The sequence below is a fragment of the Pseudomonas sp. NMI760_13 genome (genome assembly GCF_021283245.1).
Taxonomy (GTDB): domain Bacteria; phylum Pseudomonadota; class Gammaproteobacteria; order Pseudomonadales; family Pseudomonadaceae; genus Aquipseudomonas; species Aquipseudomonas peradeniyensis.
The window spans coordinates 63,065-81,421 of record NZ_JAJSRC010000030.1 but is presented as its reverse complement, the minus strand read 5'-3'; the positions used below and the strand labels follow the sequence as shown (position 1 = coordinate 81,421).

Genomic DNA, 18,357 nt, shown 5'->3' with positions numbered 1-18,357 from the left:
TGGTGGGGGTCGTTGGTTCGAGTCCAATTGTGCCTACCAAATCAGAAGAGGGCGATCCGCAAGGATCGCCCTTTTTGTTTTGCGCAGGAAAAGGCGCCCCGGTGCGGCCTCAGCGCTTGCTGCTGTGGCGTCGCACCAGTGCACCGTCATCGCACGTATGGGCAAGCGGCAGCAACCAGTCCAGCATCTGCTGGCGTTCATCGGGCTGCAAAGGACAGTCTGGGCCGTCGAACTGAGCGCCCAGGGCCTTCAGCGCATATTCGACCACTGTATTGTTGACGACGGTTTGTGACGTCTCGATGTGGCGGTGGATCGATGCCATCAGCGCTTCGTGATCGTCTGTCGGTTCCAGGCTCAGCGACCGGGCAAGATACCTGGGCAGCCCTCGCTTGTGGCCTGCCATCATGGCGACTGCGCGGTACAGGTTGACGACATCTTCCTTGTCGATGTGTCCTGCCGAGCGGCCTGCATAGTAGCGCTCGAGTCGGTTGATGGCGTGCGGCAGGTCCGCCTGCCAGTTGCCTTGTTCTACCAGTGCTCGTTCGCGCACATCCCCGATCGTCAGCAGATAATCCAGATAGCCTGCGAAGTTGCGAGCCTCCCTGGCGTAGCGCAATCGGCGCCAGCGTGAGCCGAATTCGCGCTCCCAGGTCCAGCGCCTGACCTCGGGCAGCAGTTCCTGGTCGAGCCAGTCCAGGGTGTCCTGGCAGGGCCACCAGCCTCTGGACGAGGGTTCGCGTTCGCTGAGGTCGTGGGGCGTCCACAGCAGGTCCAGCCAATCGCTGGAAAACGCGTCGGTCGACGTATGGGTGGTGATCAGCGCGTGGTATCCGCTGTCGTGGCGGTCGGTTGCCTGTGCGTGGCAGGGCTTGAGCATGCTCGGGTGGGCGTCGAACATGTGCCAGGGGCTTGTGCCTGCGGCGTAGTCGTGCGCCTCGCAGAAGCGGGCGATGTAGCGCCAGGCGTGCTTGCGCAGCGAGCCGATCTTCACCCGGTGCGAGCCACCGTGGGCGATAAACGCAAATCCGCTGGCGGACAGGCTGCGTTCCAGTGCCTGCAAGGTGTCGCGCATCACCACCGTGAGCGCGTCGGCGACATCGGCAAGTGCCTGGACCACGGGCTCTTCGAGTATCAGGCGGCTGTTGGGCAGGTCGATCAGGTAACGGTCCTTGTCGCCTGGCATCAGCCCGACGATGAACGGGCGCGACTGGCTGTCCAGTGGCGCGCCGCTGGCAAACAGAAAGCGCTCGAGCAGCCATTCGTGGCTGACGGTGATGGTCACGCCGCGCAGGTCGTGCTGGTGGAAGTCGAAGGCGGCGGTGGCGCGGGACGAGGTCAGGTCCGGCAGGAACACGCTCAGCGAAAACCAGGGGCCGCGGTAGTACCAGTGGCGGCCGTGATGGCCGATGCGGGTGAAGGCATCGGGGCTGCAGGCGCTATCGGGCGCATGCCTGGCGGCGGCCAGGTGGTCGCTCAGCCTGCCGGGGCGTTCGACGAATGCCCTGGCTTTGCGTGCCACGTAGGGGCGCGGGTCGAAGATGGATTTGGCAACCAGCTCTGAGAACCCCACGCGTTCCATCCACAGGTTGCCGAACGTCTCGATATGCGCGCCTGGGAAGAACTTCGACAGCACGTCGGGGTGATGCTGCAGTTTCTGCGTCAGCTCATGGGCGGTCCACAGCCGCCCTTCGATGCCTGCCGCTTTCAGGCGCTGTTTCTCATTGATCCAGCGACTGGCCAGCGTGCCGATCTCGCGCTGCGCCAGGATCAGGGTGAACGAGCGCGTGAGCGAAGGCCAGGGGCCATTCAGGAAGGCATCGATGGCGCCCGTCAGCTCGCTGCTGGTGAAGTCCTTCCAGGCCTTGCATTCGAAGACGTTGAGTCGGTCGGGGCTTTCTTCGTCATGGGCGAACAGGTCGATGCCGCCTTGCCGGGTGCCGCTTTTCCCGAGACGGTGGCAGCCGCCAAGCGGTTGTTCCTTGCTCAGCAGCCACCAGCACAGCTGTTCGAAGGATTCCGCCGGCATCGCGAAATCAAGCACGAAGGTCGTACGCGGGTAGATGCGCGTGTCGGGGCTGATGCTGGCTTCGGGCTGCAGGTGCGTGGGCCACTCTTGCGGCAGTTCGGGCGTGCTGGCAGGGGTGGCTGTGGCGTTTGAAGGTTCCAACCTGAGGTCCTTGTGTCGCTGTCTGTCCATTGTGGCGCGGCGACATCTTCGGCCAGGTCGAGGGCCACAGGCAACAGACAAAGCCTGCGACAGAAGTGCCATGAGGGGATGTTCCCGGCCATGCTAGAATCCGCCCCTTCGAATCTGGAGGTACAGGCGTGCGCAAACTGGCGGTGGTAATGGCGGTGTTGGCCCTGGCGGGTTGTAACAACGAGGTCGAAGGCGTGCACAAGCAGGTGGCCGAGCACCTGAACAACCCCAAGACGGCCAAGTTCGCCAACGTGCGTTTCGACACTCAGGGCTCTATCTGCGGCCAGGTGCGCGGCAAGGACGACGCCGGGCAGTACCAGGCCTATCGCAGCTACGTGGCGATCAAGCATGACGGCCAGTACGAAATCCTCATCGACGAAACCGGCAACAACCTGCGCATCCGCGAGATCTGCGGCGGTGCCGACCTGCAGCGCCGCGCCGAGGCGCTGGCCGACCAGCCGGCGCCGGAGGGCTGGGACGTCGAGGTGATTCAGGGGCCGAACATGGGCGCCCTGACCGACATGACTGCCCGTTTGATCGAGAAGGGCATTCCGTCCTGGGTCGAGTACCGCGATGGCAAGCCGGTGGTGCTGATGGGCCCGTTCCCGGCCAAGGCCGAGGCTGATGCGCGCAAGGCCGAGGTAATGGCCAAGCTGGGCACCGACTCGATCGTCATCCAGCACGGCGTCAAGCGCTGATCGCGACGGCCATATAAATCCCTGTAGGAGCGGGCTTGTCCCGCGATGGCGTCAGAACAGGCGGAGTTGCTTCCCGGCCAGCCCGTGCAGCAGCAGCTATGCTGTCTACTGTGGGGGTTGAATGGGGGAGCGCCTCATGGCGACGCTGGAGCGGGCCATTGCGATGGCCATCAAGGCACATGAAGGGCAGTTCGACAAAGGCGGTGCGGCGTACATCCTTCACCCGTTGCGGGTGATGGAACGGGTGATCACCCCGGAGCAACGCATCGTCGCGGTACTGCACGACGTGCTGGAAGACACCCCGCTGACCCTGTCCGACCTCGCCCGTGAAGGTTTCCCGCTGAAGATCCTCGCCGCGCTGCTGGCGCTTAGCCGTCGCGAAGGCGAGAGCTACGAGGCCTTCGTCATCCGCCTGGGCGTCGACCCCCTGGCGCGCCAGGTCAAGCTGGCCGACCTGGCCGACAACAGCGATCTCTCGCGCATCCCTTGCCCAGGCCCGGCGGACCTGGCCCGGCTGTGCCGTTACCAGCAGGCCAGCGTCTACCTGCAGACGCTGGCCTGAGGGGCCTCAGCCGCAGGCCTTGAGGTTGACCGGCCCGACGAACTCATTGCCGCGCCCCATCACGCACGCCACCTGCTGGTTGCGCTGCAGCTCCCAGGCCTGCGGCGGGTAGGTCTTGTTCCAGGCCTCGAACAGCTGGCGGTCCTGCCTGGACAGCCTCAGGTCGTACTGCTTGCTCATATAGAAGTAGGTGCGCGCGATCATCCCACGGATCGACGGGCGCGGCATGACCTTCTTGGCCTTGAAGTCGACCTGGGTCAGACAGCTGCCGTACTGGCCATGCTGCTCGGGCAGCCAGCCGAAGCTGAAGTTGCTGCGGTCGCCGTTGACCTCGCCGATGCTCGGCACCAGGTTGTGCAGGTCGGCCTCGGCGCGCTGGTAGACCTTGTCGTGGCGCGTGCAGTTCTTGCGCCCGCCGTCCTGCCAGCACTGGCGCTGGTGGCCGATCTGCCAGGCCGGGACGATGTGCTCCCATTCGATGCGCGAGGCGCGGTTGAGGTTCTTGCGTGGCGCGTAGCCGCAGGAGGCCAGGTCGACCTTGTTGCCCTTGTACTTGCAGCCGCAATAAAACTCCGTGGACTGCGGCGCGTACAGCTTCCAGGCGACCTTCTTGGCCTCCTGGAAGGTGCGCGGGGCGTCGGCGTGGGCGAGGGGGGCAAGCAGCAGCAGGCAGGCGGCGAAAAGCGAAACTCTCATGCGCGGTCAGTCTTCCTTCGGCACGGTCCAGAAAATCTGCACGCCGCCATCGTCGCGGTGGGCGAGGGTGACGTTGTCGTTCTCGGCGATTTCCTCGAGCAGGGTTGCCCAGTCGTCGGGCGACTCGTGCTCCAGGCGGAAGATCAGGGCGGCGCGGCTGCGCTGGGCGGTGGGACTGTTGATGATCTTCTGGATGCGCTGACCCAGTAGTTCATAAGGGCTTGGCGACGCGGAGGCGGGTTTGGCCACGGGGCTGTTCCTTGTTTTGCTGTATGTGCATACAGTATTTCACTGTAAGCCGTTTCGCAACAGCAGGTAGGATGAAAGCCGTATAAGACCGTGGTAGAGGGATTGGTTCCATCGAAAGCATCGCGGGGCCAGCCCGCTCCCACAAAGCCTGTCTGGCTCTCGTGGGAGCGGGCTTGCCCCGCGATAGGGCCGGTATGTTCAACACACCAGCCCGAGGCGCATGCCGATCAATATTCCCAGAAGATCCGCTGCAGCTCCTTGCTGTCCTGGGTCTTGGTCATCGCGACCATGGCCAGGATCCGCGCCTTCTGCGGGTTCAGGTCGTGGGCCACGACCCAGTCGTTCTTGTCGTCAGGCTGTTCGGCGTTGCGCAGCACGAAGCCGCCCTGGTTGACGTGGGACGAACGGATGATCTGCACGCCTTCCTTGCGCAGTTCCTGCAGCGCCGGCACCACGCGCGACGACACCGAACCGTTGCCGGTGCCGGCGTGGATGATCGCCTTGGCGCCACCTTGGGCCAGCGCCTTGTAGGCGGTGTCGGTCACGTTGCCGTAGCCGTAGGCGATGTCCACGGCCGGCAGCTTGCTGATGGTCTTGATGTCGAACTCGGAGTTGACGGTGTGACGCTTGGCCGGCAGGCGGAAGAAGTACGACTTGCCTTCCACGACCATGCCCAGCGGGCCCCACTGGCTCTTGAACGCTTCGGTCTTGATGTTGACTGCCTTGCTCACGTCGCGACCGGACTGGATCTCGTCGTTCATGGTCACCAGCACGCCCTTGCCGCGGGCGTCCTTGCTGCTGGCCACGGCCACGGCGTTGTACAGGTTGAGCATGCCGTCGGCGGACATCGCGGTGCCCGGACGCATCGAGCCGACCACGATGATCGGCTTGTCGGTCTTCTCTACCAGGTTAAGGAAGTAGGCGGTCTCTTCCAGGGTGTCGGTGCCGTGGGTGATGACGATGCCATCGACGTCCTTGCTGTCGGCCAGTTCGGCGACGCGCTTGCCCAGCTTGAGCAGGTCGTCGTTGCCGATGCTTTCCGAGGCGACCTGCATCACCTGCTCGCCGCGCACGTTGGCCAGGTCCTTCAGCTCTGGCACGCCGGCGATCAGCTTGTCGATACCTACCTTGGCCGCCTGGTAGGTGGCGCTGTTGGCCGCGCTGGCGCCAGCGCCGGCGATGGTGCCGCCGGTGGCGAGGATCACCACGTTGGCGAGTTTCTGTTGTTGCGCGGCTTCCTTGGCGGAAACGGTGGTCGGCAGTACCAGCAGCAGCGCCAGGGCGCTCGGTGCGAAGGTCTTGATAGCGGTTTTCATCATTTCTGCTTCTCTCTTCCTGGAGGAGATGTGCGTTATGTCGCACTGGGGTAAAGGCAGATTTCGTACCAGCAACTACCGTTCGTCGTATTTCATCTTGAAACCCCTGTTTTGACTGGGGGTACTCGACGCGACCAGAGGGTCAGGGATGGTGCGAGTGTTCGGATCACCGAATTTTTGCAGGAAAGGTGTTCGGTTTTTCGGACGAATTGCGGATAATCCGACGCGCGTAGCTGTGGCTGCCTACGCAATGGATTTGACAAAACCGACGCCTGTTTCCATAGTTGCTTACCGCAAACGTTTGCGATCCGATAAAAACCACAAGATTCGGAGTCATTTCCATGAAACTGCCGTTCCCCGGCCGTCCGCTGGCCCTCGCCGTTTTCTCCTCGCTGGTCTTCTCCCTGTCCACTGCCCACGCCGAGGAAGCGCCCAAGGTCGCCCTGGTGATGAAGTCCCTTGCCAATGAGTTCTTCCGCACCATGGAAGACGGCGCCAAGGCCTACCAGAAAGACCACCCCAACGATTTCACCCTGGTGGCCAACGGCATCAAGGACGAGACCGACACCGGCAACCAGATCCGCATCGTCGAGCAGATGATCGCCACCGGCGCCAAGGCCCTGGTCATCGCCCCGGCCGACTCCAAGGCGCTGGTGCCGGTGATCAAGAAGGCCATGGACGCCGGCATCACCGTGATCAACATCGACAACCGCCTCGACCCCGCCGTGCTCAAGAGCAAGAACATCAGCGTGCCGTTCGTGGGCCCGGACAACCGCAAGGGCGCGCGTGAGGTCGGTGACTACCTGGCCAAGAAGCTCAAGGCCGGTGACCAGGTCGGCATCATCGAAGGCGTGCCGACCACCACCAACGCCCAGCAGCGCACCGCCGGTTTCAAGGACGCCATGCAAGCCGCGCAGATGAAGATCGTCTCGGTGCAATCGGGCAACTGGGAGATCGACAAGGGCAACGCCGTGGCCGCCTCGATGCTCAACGAATACCCCGATCTGAAGGCGCTGCTGGCCGGCAACGACAGCATGGCCCTGGGCGCCGTCTCGGCGGTGCGCGCCGCCGGCAAGACTGGCCAGGTGCAGGTGGTCGGCTACGACAACATCAACGCCATCAAGCCGATGCTCAAGGATGGCCGCGTATTGGCCACCCTCGACCAGGCGGCCAGCCAGCAGGCGGTGTTCGGCATCCAGGCGGCGCTGAAGATGCTCAAGGGCGAGCAGCCGGGCGTGGATGCCGACAATGTCATCCAGACGCCGGTCGAGCTGATTACCCAGTGATGTTGCGATCCCTGTAGGAGCGGGCTTGCCCCGCGATCACCGGCGTAGCCGGTGCCATGCACCGCGTCGACTGCTTCGCGGGGCAAGCCCGCTCCTACAGGGGTGTTGTGCCAACCTAGGAGAGAATGGCCATGTCAGTACCGGCCAATGAAACCGTGCTAGCCGTCAGCGGCCTGGGCAAGACCTACGCCCAGCCCGTGCTCGGCGACGTCACCCTCGAGCTGCGCGGCGGCGAGGTGCTGGCCCTGACCGGCGAGAACGGCGCGGGCAAGTCGACCCTGTCCAAGCTGATCAGCGGCCTGGAGATCCCCACCACCGGGCAGATGCTCTATCGCGGCCAGCCCTACAGCCCCAGCAACCGCGCCGAGGCCGAGCGCCTCGGCGTGCGCATGGTGATGCAGGAGCTCAACCTGCTGCCTACCCTGACCGTGGCCGAGAACCTGTTCCTCGACAACCTGCCCAGCCGCCTCGGCTGGGTCAACCAGAAGCGCCTGCGCCAGCTGGCCAGCGCGGCCATGGCCCAGGTCGGCCTGGACGCCATCGACCCGGACACCCCCGTGGGTGAGCTCGGCATCGGCCACCAGCAGATGGTCGAAATCGCCCGCAACCTGATCGGCGACTGCCATGTGCTGATCTTCGACGAACCCACGGCCATGCTCACCGCCCGCGAGGTGGAGCTGCTGTTCACCCAGATCGAACGCCTGCGCCAGCGCGGCGTGGCCATCGTCTATATTTCCCATCGTCTCGAAGAGCTGCAGCGCGTGGCCCAGCGCATCGCCGTGCTGCGCGACGGCAAGCTGGTGTGCGCCGAGCCGATCCAGCGCTACAACAGCGAGCAACTGGTCAACCTGATGGTCGGCCGCGAGCTGGGCGAGCATATCGACCTCGGCCAGCGCCGCATCGGCGCGCCGCTGCTCAGGGTCGACAAGCTCAGCCGCGGCGACAAGGTGCGCGAGGTGTCGTTCGAGGTCAGGGCAGGGGAGATCTTCGGTATCTCCGGCCTGATCGGCGCCGGGCGCACCGAGCTGCTGCGCCTGATCTACGGCGCCGACCGCGCCGACAGCGGCCAGGTCGCCCTCGGCCAGCCGCCGCTGCCGCTGAACATCGATTCGCCCAAGGCCGCGGTCAAGGCCGGCATCGCCCTGATCACCGAGGACCGCAAGGGTGAAGGCCTGCTGTTGAGCCAGTCGATCAGCGCCAACATTGCCCTGGGCAACCTCGGCGCCGTGTCCCGCGCCGGCGTGCTCGACCGCGACGCCGAGCGCGAACTGGCCGAGCGCCAGATCGGCGCCATGCGCATCCGCAGTGCCAGCCCCGCCCAGGCCGTGGGCGAGTTGTCCGGCGGCAACCAGCAGAAGGTGGTGATCGGCCGCTGGCTGGAGCGCGACTGCCAGGTGCTGCTGTTCGACGAGCCCACCCGTGGCATCGATGTCGGCGCCAAGTTCGACATCTATGGCCTGCTCGCCGAGCAGGCGCGTCAGGGCAAGGCCATCGTCGTGGTGTCCAGCGACCTGCGCGAGCTGATGCTGATCTGCGACCGCATCGCCGTGCTCAGCGCCGGACGCCTGATCGACACCTTCGACCGCGATCATTGGACCCAGGACCAACTGCTTGCCGCCGCCTTCGCCGGCTACCAGAAACGTGATGCCCTGCTGCACGACGCAGCCCCCAGGATGGACGCATGAAAACCACAACAAACATTTCGGGCAGCGCGCCCGTGCGCCGCAGCGGCACCTATTTCGGCCTGGGTACCTACCTGGGCCTGGCCGGCGCCTTGCTGGCGATGATCGTGCTGTTCTCGATGCTGAGCAGCCACTTCCTGTCCTACGCCACCTTCAGCACCCTGGCCAACCAGATCCCCGACCTGATGGTGCTGGCGGTGGGCATGACCTTCATCCTGATCATCGGCGGCATCGACCTGTCGGTGGGCTCGGTGCTGGCCCTGGCTGCCTCGACGGTCAGCGTGGCGATCCTGGGCTGGGGCTGGGGCGTGCTGCCCGCCGCGCTGCTGGGCATGGCCGTGGCGGCGCTGGCCGGCACCGTCACCGGCAGCATCACCGTGGCCTGGCGCATCCCCTCGTTCATCGTCTCGCTGGGCGTGCTGGAGATGGCCCGGGGCCTGGCCTACCAGTTCACCGACTCGCGCACCGCCTACATCGGCGACGCCTTCGCCTGGTTCTCCAACCCCATCGCCTTCGGCATCTCGCCGGCCTTCATCATCGCCTTGCTGGTGATCGTCGCCGCCCAGCTGGTGCTGACCCGCACCGTGTTCGGTCGCTACCTGATCGGCATCGGCACCAACGAAGAGGCCGTGCGCCTGGCTGGCATCGACCCGCGCCCGTACAAGATCCTGGTGTTCGCCCTGATGGGCGTGCTCGCCGGCCTCGCCGCGCTGTTCCAGATATCCCGTCTGGAAGCCGCCGACCCCAACGCCGGCTCCGGCCTCGAGCTGCAGGTGATCGCCGCCGTGGTGATCGGCGGCACCAGCCTGATGGGCGGGCGCGGCTCGGTCATCAGCACCTTCTTCGGCGTGCTGATCATCTCGGTGCTGGCCGCCGGCCTGGCCCAGATCGGCGCCTCGGAGCCGACCAAACGCATCATCACCGGGGCGGTGATCGTCATCGCCGTGGTACTCGACACTTACCGCAGCCGGCGTGCGAACCGGCGGAACTGAAACCATGGCAACCATCAAAGACGTCGCGGCACTGGCGGGGATTTCCTACACCACCGTGTCCCATGTACTGAACAAGACCCGCCCGGTCAGCGAGCACGTGCGGGTGAAGGTCGAGGCGGCGATCGCCGAGCTCGACTACGTGCCCAGCGCCGTGGCCCGCTCGCTCAAGGCGCGCAGCACCGCCACCATCGGCCTGCTGGTGCCCAACAGCGTCAACCCGTACTTCGCAGAGCTGGCCCGGGGTATCGAGGATGCCTGCGAGCGCAACGGCTACTGCGTGATCCTGTGCAACTCCGACGACAACCCGCAGAAGCAGCGCAGCTACCTGCGCGTGCTGCTGGAAAAACGCATCGACGGGCTGATCGTCGCCTCGGTGGGCGAGGACCAGGACCTGCTCGACAGCCTCGGCGGCGTGCGCACGCCGATGGTCATCGTCGACCGCGCCCTGGACGGCGTCGAGGCCGACCTGGTGCGCATCGACCACGAGCAGGGCGCCTACCTGGCCACCCGCCACCTGCTGGAGCTGGGCCACCGCGAGATCGCCACCATCGGCGGCCCGGTGGACACCGGTGTCAGCCAGCTGCGCCTGGCCGGTTTCCGCCGGGCGATGGCCGAGGCCGATGTGCGCATCGCCCCAGGCCATGTGCTGCACAGCGACTTCACCAGCCCCGGCGGGCATGCCGCCGCGGCGCGCCTGCTCGATGGCGAGCGGCCCACGGCGATCTTCGCCGGCAACGACATGATCGGCTTCGGCGTGTTGCGCGCCGCCGCCGAACGCAATATCGACGTGCCCGGCGAGCTGTCGGTGATCGGCTTCGACGACATCGAGCTGAGCCGCTACGTGTACCCGTCGCTGACCACCGTCGGCCAGTCGATCCGCGAGCTGGGCGAGAGCGCCGCCGGCCTGCTGCTGTCGCGCATCGTCACGCCGCGGCGCGACGGCGCCGCCGAGCAGCGCATCGTCGCCCCGCGCATCGTCTTGCGTGAATCCACCGGGCCGCGCCCGGACCTGTTCAACGATTACCGTTAAGGAATACCCATGAATGCCAAGGTGGTTGTGGTCGGCAGCCTGAACATGGACCTGGTGGCCCGCGCCCAGCGCCTGCCCCGGGGCGGCGAGACCCTGGCCGGCGAAAGTTTCTTCACCGTGCCTGGCGGCAAGGGTGCCAACCAGGCCGTGGCCGCGGCGCGCCTGGGGGCCAGCGTGGCGATGGTCGGTAACGTCGGTGACGATGCCTATGGCCAGCAGCTGCGTCGAGCCCTGGAAGTGGAGGGCATCGACTGCCAGGGCGTTGGTGTGTGCAGTGGCGTCTCCAGTGGCGTGGCGCTGATCGTGGTGGATGCCGCCAGCCAGAACGCCATTGTCATCATCCCGGGCGGCAATGGCCTGCTCGAGCCTGAGTCGGTGCGCCGGTTCGACAGCCTGCTGCAGCAGGCCGAGGTGATCATCTGCCAGTTGGAGGTGCCGACGGCCACCGTGGCCTGGACCCTGGCCCGTGGCCGCGAGCTGGGCAAGAAGGTGATCCTCAACCCGGCGCCGGCCAGCGGCCCACTGCCGGTGGAATGGTTTGCCCACATCGATTACCTGATCCCCAACGAGAGCGAGGCCGAGGCCCTGGCTGGCCTGCCGGTCAACGATCTGGACAGCGCGCGCCGGGCTGGCCGGCGCCTGCGCAAGATGGGCGCGGGCAAGGTGATCGTCACCCTCGGTGCCCAGGGCGCGCTGCTGGTCGATGATGGCGATGGTCGCCACTTTCCGGCGCCGGAGGTCGAAGCGGTGGACACCACGGCGGCCGGCGACACCTTTGTCGGCGGGTTCGCTGCGGGCCTGGCCCGGGGGCTGCCGGAAGAGCAGGCGATCATCGTCGGCCAACGCGCGGCTGCGTTGTCCGTCACCCGCGCCGGTGCCCAGCCGTCGATTCCGTACCTGCGGGAGCTGACGCCATGAAGAAGACGCCGCTGTTGAACATCGCCCTGTCGCGCACCATCGCCGGGCTGGGCCACGGTGACATCCTGGTGATCGGCGACGCTGGTTTGCCGGTGCCGCCGGGCGTGGAACTGATCGACCTGGCGCTGACCCCGGGCATCCCGGACTTTGTCAGCGTGCTGCGTGTGGTGCTGAGCGAGATGCAGGTCGAGCGGCATGTGCTGGCCGAAGAGGTGTTCCAGGCTTTGCCGCCGGGGTTGGCCGAGGTCGAGCAGCTGCATGCCGGCGGCGAGCTGGGCCAGCGCCAGGTGCTCAGCCATGCCGATTTCAAGACCCTGTGTCGCCAGGCTCGAGCCGTGGTGCGTACGGGGGAGTGCAAGCCCTATAGCAATATTGCCCTGGTGGCTGGCGTTACCTTCTAGACCGAATGCGAGGGCTTTGCCCTCGATCGCGGCGCAAGGCCGCTCCTACAGAGGGGCAACCCGGTTCGTGTAGGAGCGGCCTTGTGCCGCGAAAGGGCCGCAAAGCGGCCCCTGTTGAATCCATCCCCTAGCAACAAGGAGTGCTGAATGTCCCTCAAATCCCTGCTCCAAGGAGCCGTCCTCATGTCCGCGCTAGCCGCCACCGCCGTCATGGCCGCGCCCCGCGACCTGATCATCGACACTGACCCCGGCGCCGACGACGTGGTGGCCCTGCTGCTGGCCATGGCCTCGCCCGAGGAACTGAAGATCCGCGCCATCACCACCGTGGCTGGCAACGTGCGCCTGGAAAAGACCTCGCGCAACGCCCGCCTGGCCCGTGAATGGGCCGGCCGCGAAGAAATCCCGGTGTATGCCGGGGCAGGGCGGCCGATGGTGCGCACGCCGATCTACGCCGCCAACGTCCACGGCGAGGAAGGCCTGACCGGCGTCAAGGTCCACGAACCGAAAAAGCCCCTGGCCAACGGCAACGCCGTGCAGTACCTGATCGACACCCTGGGCAGCGCCGAACCCCACAGCATCACCATCGCCATGCTCGGCCCGCAGACCAACCTGGCCCTGGCGCTGATCCAGAAGCCCGAGATCGTCAACGGCATCAAGGAAGTGGTGGTGATGGGCGGTGCCCACTTCAACGGCGGCAACATCACCCCGGCTGCCGAATTCAACCTGTTCGCCGACCCCCACGCCGCCGAGGTGGTGCTGGCCAGCGGCGTCAAGCTGACCTACCTGCCGCTGGACGTCACCCACAAGGTGCTCACCAGCGACGCCCGCCTCAAGCAGCTGGCGGCAGTGAACAACAACGCCAGCAAGCTGGTGGTGGACATCCTCAACGCCTACATCAAGTTCGACATGGACAACTACGGCATGCCCGGCGGCCCGGTGCACGACGCCAGCGTCATTGCCTACCTGCTCAAGCCTGATCTGTTCGAAGGCCGGCAGGTGCACATGGTGGTCGACAGCCGCGAAGGCCCGACCTTCGGCCAGACCGTCGCCGACTGGTATGGCGTGCTCAAGCAACCGGCCAACGTGACGTGGATCAAGGAGGGCAACGCCCAGGGCTTCTTCGACCTGCTCAGCGCCCGCCTGGCTCGATTGAAATAGCCCCCTGCGGCGCGTGGCGCTCGAGCAGCTGCTCGATGAAGCTGCGCGCCGCGTCACCACCGCGGTCGCGCACCAGCAGGTCGACGGCGATCAGCATCAGTTCTTCGGGCGTGCTCGGGCTGTAGGCGCTCTGGCCCTCGTCCCACTTGACCTTGATATCGGCGTCGATGCTGTGGCTGCTCATGGGGCGGTTCTCGCTGGGGCCTGGTGATAGGTCGAATACCGCGTCCTGGCGTTCGAAGGGGAGGCGTTTCGCGCTCCGCTTCTTGCAGTAAATCATGCCTTTGCGTGACGGGACCTGCGACTTAAGCATAAGGAGCGCGGTTGGCCGAACCGACGGTTCGGTGCAAAATCCGGTCACGATTGCCTTTCGCGTCAAGTGGCCGAGTCAGGCAGAATCGTGCGGTTGTGCAACAAATGCCTGGAGGAATTGTCGCATCAGGCAGTTCCCGGATTTATTTAGGAGGATTCATGTTCCGTACCCGCGCTTCCCTGGCGACCTTGCTGGTGGCTTCCGTTCTGGCAGGTTGCAGCACCGGTGGCACCTCGGGCGGCAGCAGTGCCCAGGCCACCCCGGCCGGCAATGACGGCCGCTGCGAAGCCAGTGGCGCCGACTTCACCATCGGCAAGCTGGCCTCGCCAGAGCTGCTGGAGCAGGCGCGCAAGGCCAGTGGCTCGCAGATGGCGCGCATCCTCAAGCCCCACGACATGATCACCCTGGAATACCGTTCCGAGCGGCTGAACCTGAATGTCGACGACAAGGGTGTGGTTACCCGCGTCAACTGCGGTTGATCCCCCGGCGCTGCCGCCCCCTGTAGGAGCGGCCTTGCGCCGCGAAAGGGCCGCAAAGCGGCCCCAGGTTCTTCGCCACAACACAGATCGCCGGGGCCGCGTTGCGGCCCTTTCGCGGCACGAGGCCGCTCCTACAAAGGTGCTGCGTGATTCTGGCAGCCAATAAAAAACCCGCCACAAGTGGCGGGTTTTTTTGCAGCTATCCGAAAATTACTCCGGACGAACCTGCGCGGCCTGCATGCCCTTCTGGCCTTTTTCGGCTACGAAGGAAACAGTTTGGCCTTCTTTCAGGCTTTTGAAACCGTCGGTTTCGATGGCCTTGAAGTGTACGAACAGGTCGTCGCCGCCGCCTTGAGGAGTGATGAAGCCGAAGCCTTTCTCATCGTTGAACCACTTGACGGTGCCGGTTTGGCGATTGGACATGGGGTGAATCTCCAGAAACATGATTTTTTATCGGGGTGCAATGTCGCCGTAGCTTCAGTAGCACCGACGACACTATAGTCCATTTCTGCGTATCTAGCGCCTTTTACCTTCGCAGGATGTTGATCCAGCGCAAAAGATGCGTGCAATGGCCAGTCAACCCTGCCTATTTTGCGGTGCAGGTGGCCCGTACTGCCTGCTGGGCCTTCTGCATCAGATTGGCGTCAACGCCATCCTCCGCAGTGGTGAGGTCATTGATTTCCTTGTCGGTGAATTTCTCCTTGATCACTTTGGCGCCACATTCGCAGTGCTTCTTCGCCGTCGCCGCGTCCACGCCCTGGCCGCTCGCCACCTGTTGGCATTGAGCCATGTAGGGCGCCTCCTTGCCGGCGGGAAAATTGCCTGCGTTGGCAGCCAGCGGCAGCAGCAGGGCGCTTGCGGCGCAGGCAGCCAGAAGGGACTGAAGTCGCATAACCGAACACTCCTTGGGTAAAGGTCTCATCAAGAGTAGGTTGCTTCAGAAGGTCTGATAGGAAATTTTCTGCACAAGTTCACCCCGGCGGCGTAATTTCCAAATATTTCTGCGACCGGGTGCAACCCGCGTGCTAGCATGCTCGGCTTGCGGCTCGCCACTGGCGGCCTGCAACTTTTACCTTCCAGTCACTCTGGTTCGTCCCTGGCAGGCCGAAAGGTCTCTGCCACTGTGAGGCAGGCTTTCCCGCGGGAAAGGCAGGGCGGATCTTGTACTGGCTCATCCCAACCCACGTGACCTTTGGTAGGGGTCACCACTAGGAGAGGAGGCGCCATGCCCGTTATTACTCTTCCCGATGGCAGTCAACGCACGTTCGACCAGCCGGTATCCGTAGCCGAAGTCGCCGCCTCGATTGGCGCGGGCCTGGCCAAGGCCACCCTGGCCGGCAAGGTCGACGGCAAGCTCGTCGATGCCTGCGACAAGATCGACCACGACGCCACCCTGCAGATCATCACCCCTAAAGATGAAGAGGGACTGGAGATCATCCGTCACTCGTGCGCCCACCTGATCGGCCACGCGGTGAAGCAGCTGTACCCGACCGCCCGCATGGTGATCGGCCCGGTGATCGACGAAGGCTTCTATTACGACATCGCCTACGAGCGTCCCTTCACCCCGGACGACCTCGCCGCCATCGAAAAGCGCATGCAGCAGCTGATCGACACGGACTACGACGTCGTCAAGAAGATGACCCCGCGCGCCGAAGTCATCGACGTGTTCACCCAGCGTGGCGAAGACTACAAGCTGCGCCTGGTCGAGGACATGCCGGATGAACAGGCCATGGGCCTGTACTACCACGAAGAATACGTCGACATGTGCCGTGGCCCGCACGTGCCGAACACGCGTTTCCTCAAAGCGTTCAAGCTGACCAAGCTGAGCGGCGCCTACTGGCGCGGCGATGCCAAGAACGAGCAGCTGCAGCGTGTGTACGGCACCGCCTGGGCTGACAAGAAGCAGCTGGCCGCCTACATCCAGCGCATCGAAGAAGCCGAAAAACGCGACCACCGCAAGATCGGCAAGCAGCTCGACCTGTTCCACCTGCAGGAAGAAGCCCCGGGCATGGTGTTCTGGCACGCCAACGGCTGGACCGTGTACCAGGTGCTCGAGCAGTACATGCGCCAGGTCCAGCGTGAAAACGGCTACCAGGAAATCAAGACCCCGCAGGTCGTCGACCGCATCCTCTGGGAGCGTTCCGGCCACTGGTCCAACTACGCCGAGAACATGTTCACCACTTCGTCGGAAAACCGCGACTACGCGGTAAAACCGATGAACTGCCCGTGCCACGTGCAGGTGTTCAACCAGGGCCTCAAGTCGTACCGCGACCTGCCGCTGCGCCTGGCCGAGTTCGGTGCCTGCCACCGTAACGAGCCGTCCGGCGCCCTGCACGGCATCATGCGCGTGCGTGGCTTCGTGCAGGACGACGCGCACATCTTCTGCACCGAAGACCAGGTGAAGAAAGAAGCCGCCGACTTCATCAAGCTGACCCTGGACGTATACAAGGACTTCGGCTTCACCGACGTCGCCATGAAGCTCTCGACCCGCCCCGCCAAGCGCGTGGGCTCCGAAGAGCTGTGGGACCGCGCCGAAGGCGCCCTGGCCGACGCCCTGAACGAGTCGGGCCTGGAGTGGGAATACCAACCGGGCGAGGGCGCGTTCTACGGTCCGAAGATCGAGTTCACCCTGCGCGACTGCCTCGGCCGTAACTGGCAGTGCGGCACCCTGCAGTACGACCCGAACCTGCCTGAGCGCCTGGACGCCAGCTACATCGCCGAAGACAACAGCCGCGTGCGCCCGGTGATGCTGCACCGCGCCATCCTCGGTTCGTTCGAGCGCTTCATCGGCATGCTGATCGAACACTACGCCGGCGTGTTCCCGGCCTGGCTCGCGCCGACCCAGGCGGTGATCATGAACATCACCGACAAGCAGGCCGATTTCGCCCTCGAGGTGGAAAAAGACCTGAACGGTAGCGGATTCCGTGCCAAGTCGGACTTGAGAAATGAGAAGATCGGCTTTAAAATCCGCGAGCATACGTTGCTGCGGGTCCCTTATCTTTTGGTTATAGGGGATCGCGAAGTCGAAACGCAAACCGTCGCTGTGCGCACCCGCGAAGGCGCAGACCTGGGCTCGATGCCCGTCGCGCAGTTCGCTGAGCTGCTGTCGCAAGCGGTTTCCCGGCGTGGTCGCCAAGAATCGGAGTAATGACTATTAAGCGTGAAATGAGAAACGATAAACGAACTGCACCGAAAGCCCCGATCAACGAGAATATCTCGGCACGCGAGGTTCGGTTAATTGGTGCTGACGGCGAGCAGATTGGCATCGTCTCGATTGATGAAGCGCTGCGTATCGCTGATGAAGCGAAGCTGGATCTGGTGGAAATCTCTGCAGACGCGGTACCGCCCGTCTGCAAGGTGATGGACTACGGCAAGCACCTCTTCGAGAAGAAGAAGCAGGCCAACGAAGCCAAGAAGAACCAGAAGCAGATCCAGATCAAAGAAATCAAGTTTCGTCCAGGGACGGAAGAAGGGGATTACCAGGTAAAACTACGCAACCTGGTACGTTTCCTTAGCGATGGGGACAAGGCCAAGATCTCTCTGAGATTCCGCGGCCGTGAGATGGCCCACCAGGAGCTGGGCATGGAGCTGTTGAAGCGGGTCGAAGCTGACCTCGTGGAATACGGCACCGTTGAGCAGCATCCGAAGATGGAAGGACGCCAGCTTATGATGGTCATCGCCCCCAAAAAGAAGAAGTAATCTCCCGGGCACGGCAGGCCTGATGATTATTGTGTAATTTTTATTCGAATGCGGAGTTCCAACATGCCAAAAATGAAAACCAAGAGCGGTGCTGCGAAGCGCTTCCTGAAGACGGCTTCCGGCTTCAAGCACAAGCACGCTTTCAAGAGCCACATCCTGACCAAAATGTCGACCAAGCGTAAGCGTCAACTGCGCGGTGCCAGCCTGCTGCACCCGTCTGACGTGGCAAAAGTCGAGCGCATGCTGCGCGTTCGTTAATTCTGGTTAAGATAGAGGAAGTTACTCATGGCTCGTGTTAAGCGCGGCGTTATCGCTCGTAAGCGTCACAAAAAAATTCTGAAACTGGCTAAAGGTTACTACGGTGCACGTTCGCGCGTATTCCGTGTTGCCAAGCAAGCGGTCATCAAGGCAGGCCAATACGCCTACCGCGACCGTCGCCAGAAGAAGCGTCAGTTCCGCGCACTGTGGATCGCTCGTATCAACGCCGGTGCCCGCACCAACGGTCTGTCGTACAGCCGTCTGATTGCTGGCCTGAAAAAGGCGTCGATCGAAATCGACCGTAAGGTTCTGGCCGATCTGGCAGTGAACGAAAAAGCGGCGTTTGCTGCGATTGTCGAGAAGGCTAAAGCCGTACTGGCTTAAGTACCCACGACAATCATCCGGCGGCGCCTGCGCCGTCGG

Annotated in this window: 21 protein-coding genes; 14 read left to right on the top strand and 7 right to left on the bottom strand. The window is 64.1% G+C overall.

From position 1 onward, the window contains the following. Positions 1-109: 109 nt before the first annotated feature. A complete protein-coding gene (locus LU671_RS24290; RefSeq protein ID WP_232857154.1) occupies positions 110-2,167 on the bottom strand; it encodes a hypothetical protein in 2,058 nt (685 codons plus the stop codon). 158 nt (positions 2,168-2,325) lie between these two features. Here LU671_RS24290 and LU671_RS24285 point away from each other — a divergent pair, with 158 nt between their 5' ends. Together LU671_RS24285 and LU671_RS24280 are read left to right on the top strand one after the other, a co-directional pair. Next, the gene (locus LU671_RS24285; protein ID WP_203647255.1) at positions 2,326-2,895 is read left to right on the top strand and encodes an SPOR domain-containing protein; all 570 of its coding nucleotides are present in this window, start codon (positions 2,326-2,328) and stop codon (positions 2,893-2,895) included. 136 nt (positions 2,896-3,031) lie between these two features. Next, positions 3,032-3,457: a bifunctional (p)ppGpp synthetase/guanosine-3',5'-bis(diphosphate) 3'-pyrophosphohydrolase gene (locus tag LU671_RS24280; protein ID WP_203647254.1), complete on the top strand. Its 426-nt coding sequence runs from the start codon at positions 3,032-3,034 to the stop codon at positions 3,455-3,457. Between the two features lie 6 nt (positions 3,458-3,463). On the opposite strand, the gene LU671_RS24275 is transcribed toward LU671_RS24280, so the two are convergent. The 3 genes from LU671_RS24275 to LU671_RS24265 form a co-directional block, all read right to left on the bottom strand. After that, the gene (locus LU671_RS24275; RefSeq protein WP_050705217.1) at positions 3,464-4,153 is read right to left on the bottom strand and encodes an endonuclease; all 690 of its coding nucleotides are present in this window, start codon (positions 4,151-4,153) and stop codon (positions 3,464-3,466) included. Between the two features lie 6 nt (positions 4,154-4,159). Next, positions 4,160-4,402, bottom strand: coding sequence for a DUF1654 domain-containing protein (locus tag LU671_RS24270; protein ID WP_050705218.1), 243 nt, complete (start codon positions 4,400-4,402; stop codon positions 4,160-4,162). Positions 4,403-4,629: 227 nt separating this feature from the next. Beyond that, complete coding sequence (locus tag LU671_RS24265) at positions 4,630-5,718, bottom strand: asparaginase (protein WP_050705237.1); 1,089 nt, start codon at positions 5,716-5,718, stop codon at positions 4,630-4,632. 341 nt (positions 5,719-6,059) lie between these two features. Here LU671_RS24265 and LU671_RS24260 point away from each other — a divergent pair, with 341 nt between their 5' ends. The 7 genes from LU671_RS24260 (at position 6,060) to LU671_RS24230 (ending at position 13,185) form a co-directional block, all read left to right on the top strand. Next, positions 6,060-7,004 (top strand): sugar ABC transporter substrate-binding protein, encoded by a 945-nt coding sequence (locus LU671_RS24260; RefSeq protein ID WP_203647253.1) that lies wholly within the window; start codon positions 6,060-6,062, stop codon positions 7,002-7,004. A gap of 131 nt (positions 7,005-7,135) precedes the next feature. Then, positions 7,136-8,689, top strand: a complete 1,554-nt coding sequence (locus LU671_RS24255; protein ID WP_232857153.1) for a sugar ABC transporter ATP-binding protein — start codon at positions 7,136-7,138, stop codon at positions 8,687-8,689. After that, on the top strand, positions 8,686-9,678 hold the full coding sequence (locus tag LU671_RS24250; RefSeq protein WP_232857152.1) for an ABC transporter permease: 993 nt from the start codon (positions 8,686-8,688) through the stop codon (positions 9,676-9,678). Before LU671_RS24255 ends, LU671_RS24250 begins: the two co-directional genes overlap by 4 nt. Before the next feature lie 4 nt (positions 9,679-9,682). Further along, positions 9,683-10,708, top strand: coding sequence for a LacI family DNA-binding transcriptional regulator (locus LU671_RS24245; RefSeq protein WP_203647250.1), 1,026 nt, complete (start codon positions 9,683-9,685; stop codon positions 10,706-10,708). Between the two features lie 9 nt (positions 10,709-10,717). Then, complete coding sequence (gene rbsK, locus LU671_RS24240; protein WP_232857151.1) at positions 10,718-11,626, top strand: ribokinase; 909 nt, start codon at positions 10,718-10,720, stop codon at positions 11,624-11,626. Continuing rightward, positions 11,623-12,027, top strand: coding sequence for a D-ribose pyranase (gene rbsD / locus LU671_RS24235; RefSeq protein WP_232857150.1), 405 nt, complete (start codon positions 11,623-11,625; stop codon positions 12,025-12,027). Before rbsK ends, rbsD begins: the two co-directional genes overlap by 4 nt. A 147-nt stretch (positions 12,028-12,174) precedes the next feature. Beyond that, on the top strand, positions 12,175-13,185 hold the full coding sequence (locus LU671_RS24230; protein WP_232857149.1) for a nucleoside hydrolase: 1,011 nt from the start codon (positions 12,175-12,177) through the stop codon (positions 13,183-13,185). On the opposite strand, the gene LU671_RS24225 is transcribed toward LU671_RS24230, so the two are convergent. Continuing rightward, on the bottom strand, positions 13,157-13,369 hold the full coding sequence (locus LU671_RS24225) for a hypothetical protein (protein ID WP_232857148.1): 213 nt from the start codon (positions 13,367-13,369) through the stop codon (positions 13,157-13,159). The two genes, LU671_RS24230 and LU671_RS24225, sit on opposite strands and share 29 nt — an antisense overlap. Positions 13,370-13,656: 287 nt before the next feature. On the opposite strand from LU671_RS24225, the gene LU671_RS24220 reads away from it, so the two are divergent. Beyond that, entirely contained in the window at positions 13,657-13,977 is a 321-nt protein-coding gene (locus LU671_RS24220; RefSeq protein WP_232857147.1) for an I78 family peptidase inhibitor, read from the top strand. A 210-nt stretch (positions 13,978-14,187) separates the two neighbouring features. Here LU671_RS24220 and LU671_RS24215 read toward each other — a convergent pair whose 3' ends face one another. Beyond that, complete coding sequence (locus tag LU671_RS24215; protein ID WP_007956027.1) at positions 14,188-14,400, bottom strand: cold-shock protein; 213 nt, start codon at positions 14,398-14,400, stop codon at positions 14,188-14,190. Positions 14,401-14,563: 163 nt separating this feature from the next. Continuing rightward, positions 14,564-14,869: a hypothetical protein gene (locus LU671_RS24210; protein WP_110738971.1), complete on the bottom strand. Its 306-nt coding sequence runs from the start codon at positions 14,867-14,869 to the stop codon at positions 14,564-14,566. Between the two features lie 333 nt (positions 14,870-15,202). Here LU671_RS24210 and thrS point away from each other — a divergent pair, with 333 nt between their 5' ends. The 4 genes from thrS to rplT all read left to right on the top strand — a co-directional run bounded on the left by thrS (position 15,203) and on the right by rplT (position 18,318). Next, positions 15,203-17,125 (top strand): threonine--tRNA ligase, encoded by a 1,923-nt coding sequence (gene thrS / locus LU671_RS24205; protein ID WP_232857146.1) that lies wholly within the window; start codon positions 15,203-15,205, stop codon positions 17,123-17,125. After that, entirely contained in the window at positions 17,125-17,676 is a 552-nt protein-coding gene (gene infC / locus LU671_RS24200; protein WP_172670897.1) for a translation initiation factor IF-3, read from the top strand. Before thrS ends, infC begins: the two co-directional genes overlap by 1 nt. Before the next feature lie 63 nt (positions 17,677-17,739). Continuing rightward, positions 17,740-17,934 carry a 50S ribosomal protein L35 gene (rpmI, locus tag LU671_RS24195; RefSeq protein WP_003250667.1) on the top strand — a complete coding sequence of 65 codons (195 nt, stop codon included), beginning with the start codon at positions 17,740-17,742 and terminating at the stop codon, positions 17,932-17,934. Between the two features lie 27 nt (positions 17,935-17,961). Then, a complete protein-coding gene (gene rplT / locus LU671_RS24190; protein ID WP_003250671.1) occupies positions 17,962-18,318 on the top strand; it encodes a 50S ribosomal protein L20 in 357 nt (118 codons plus the stop codon). Positions 18,319-18,357 lie beyond the last annotated feature (39 nt).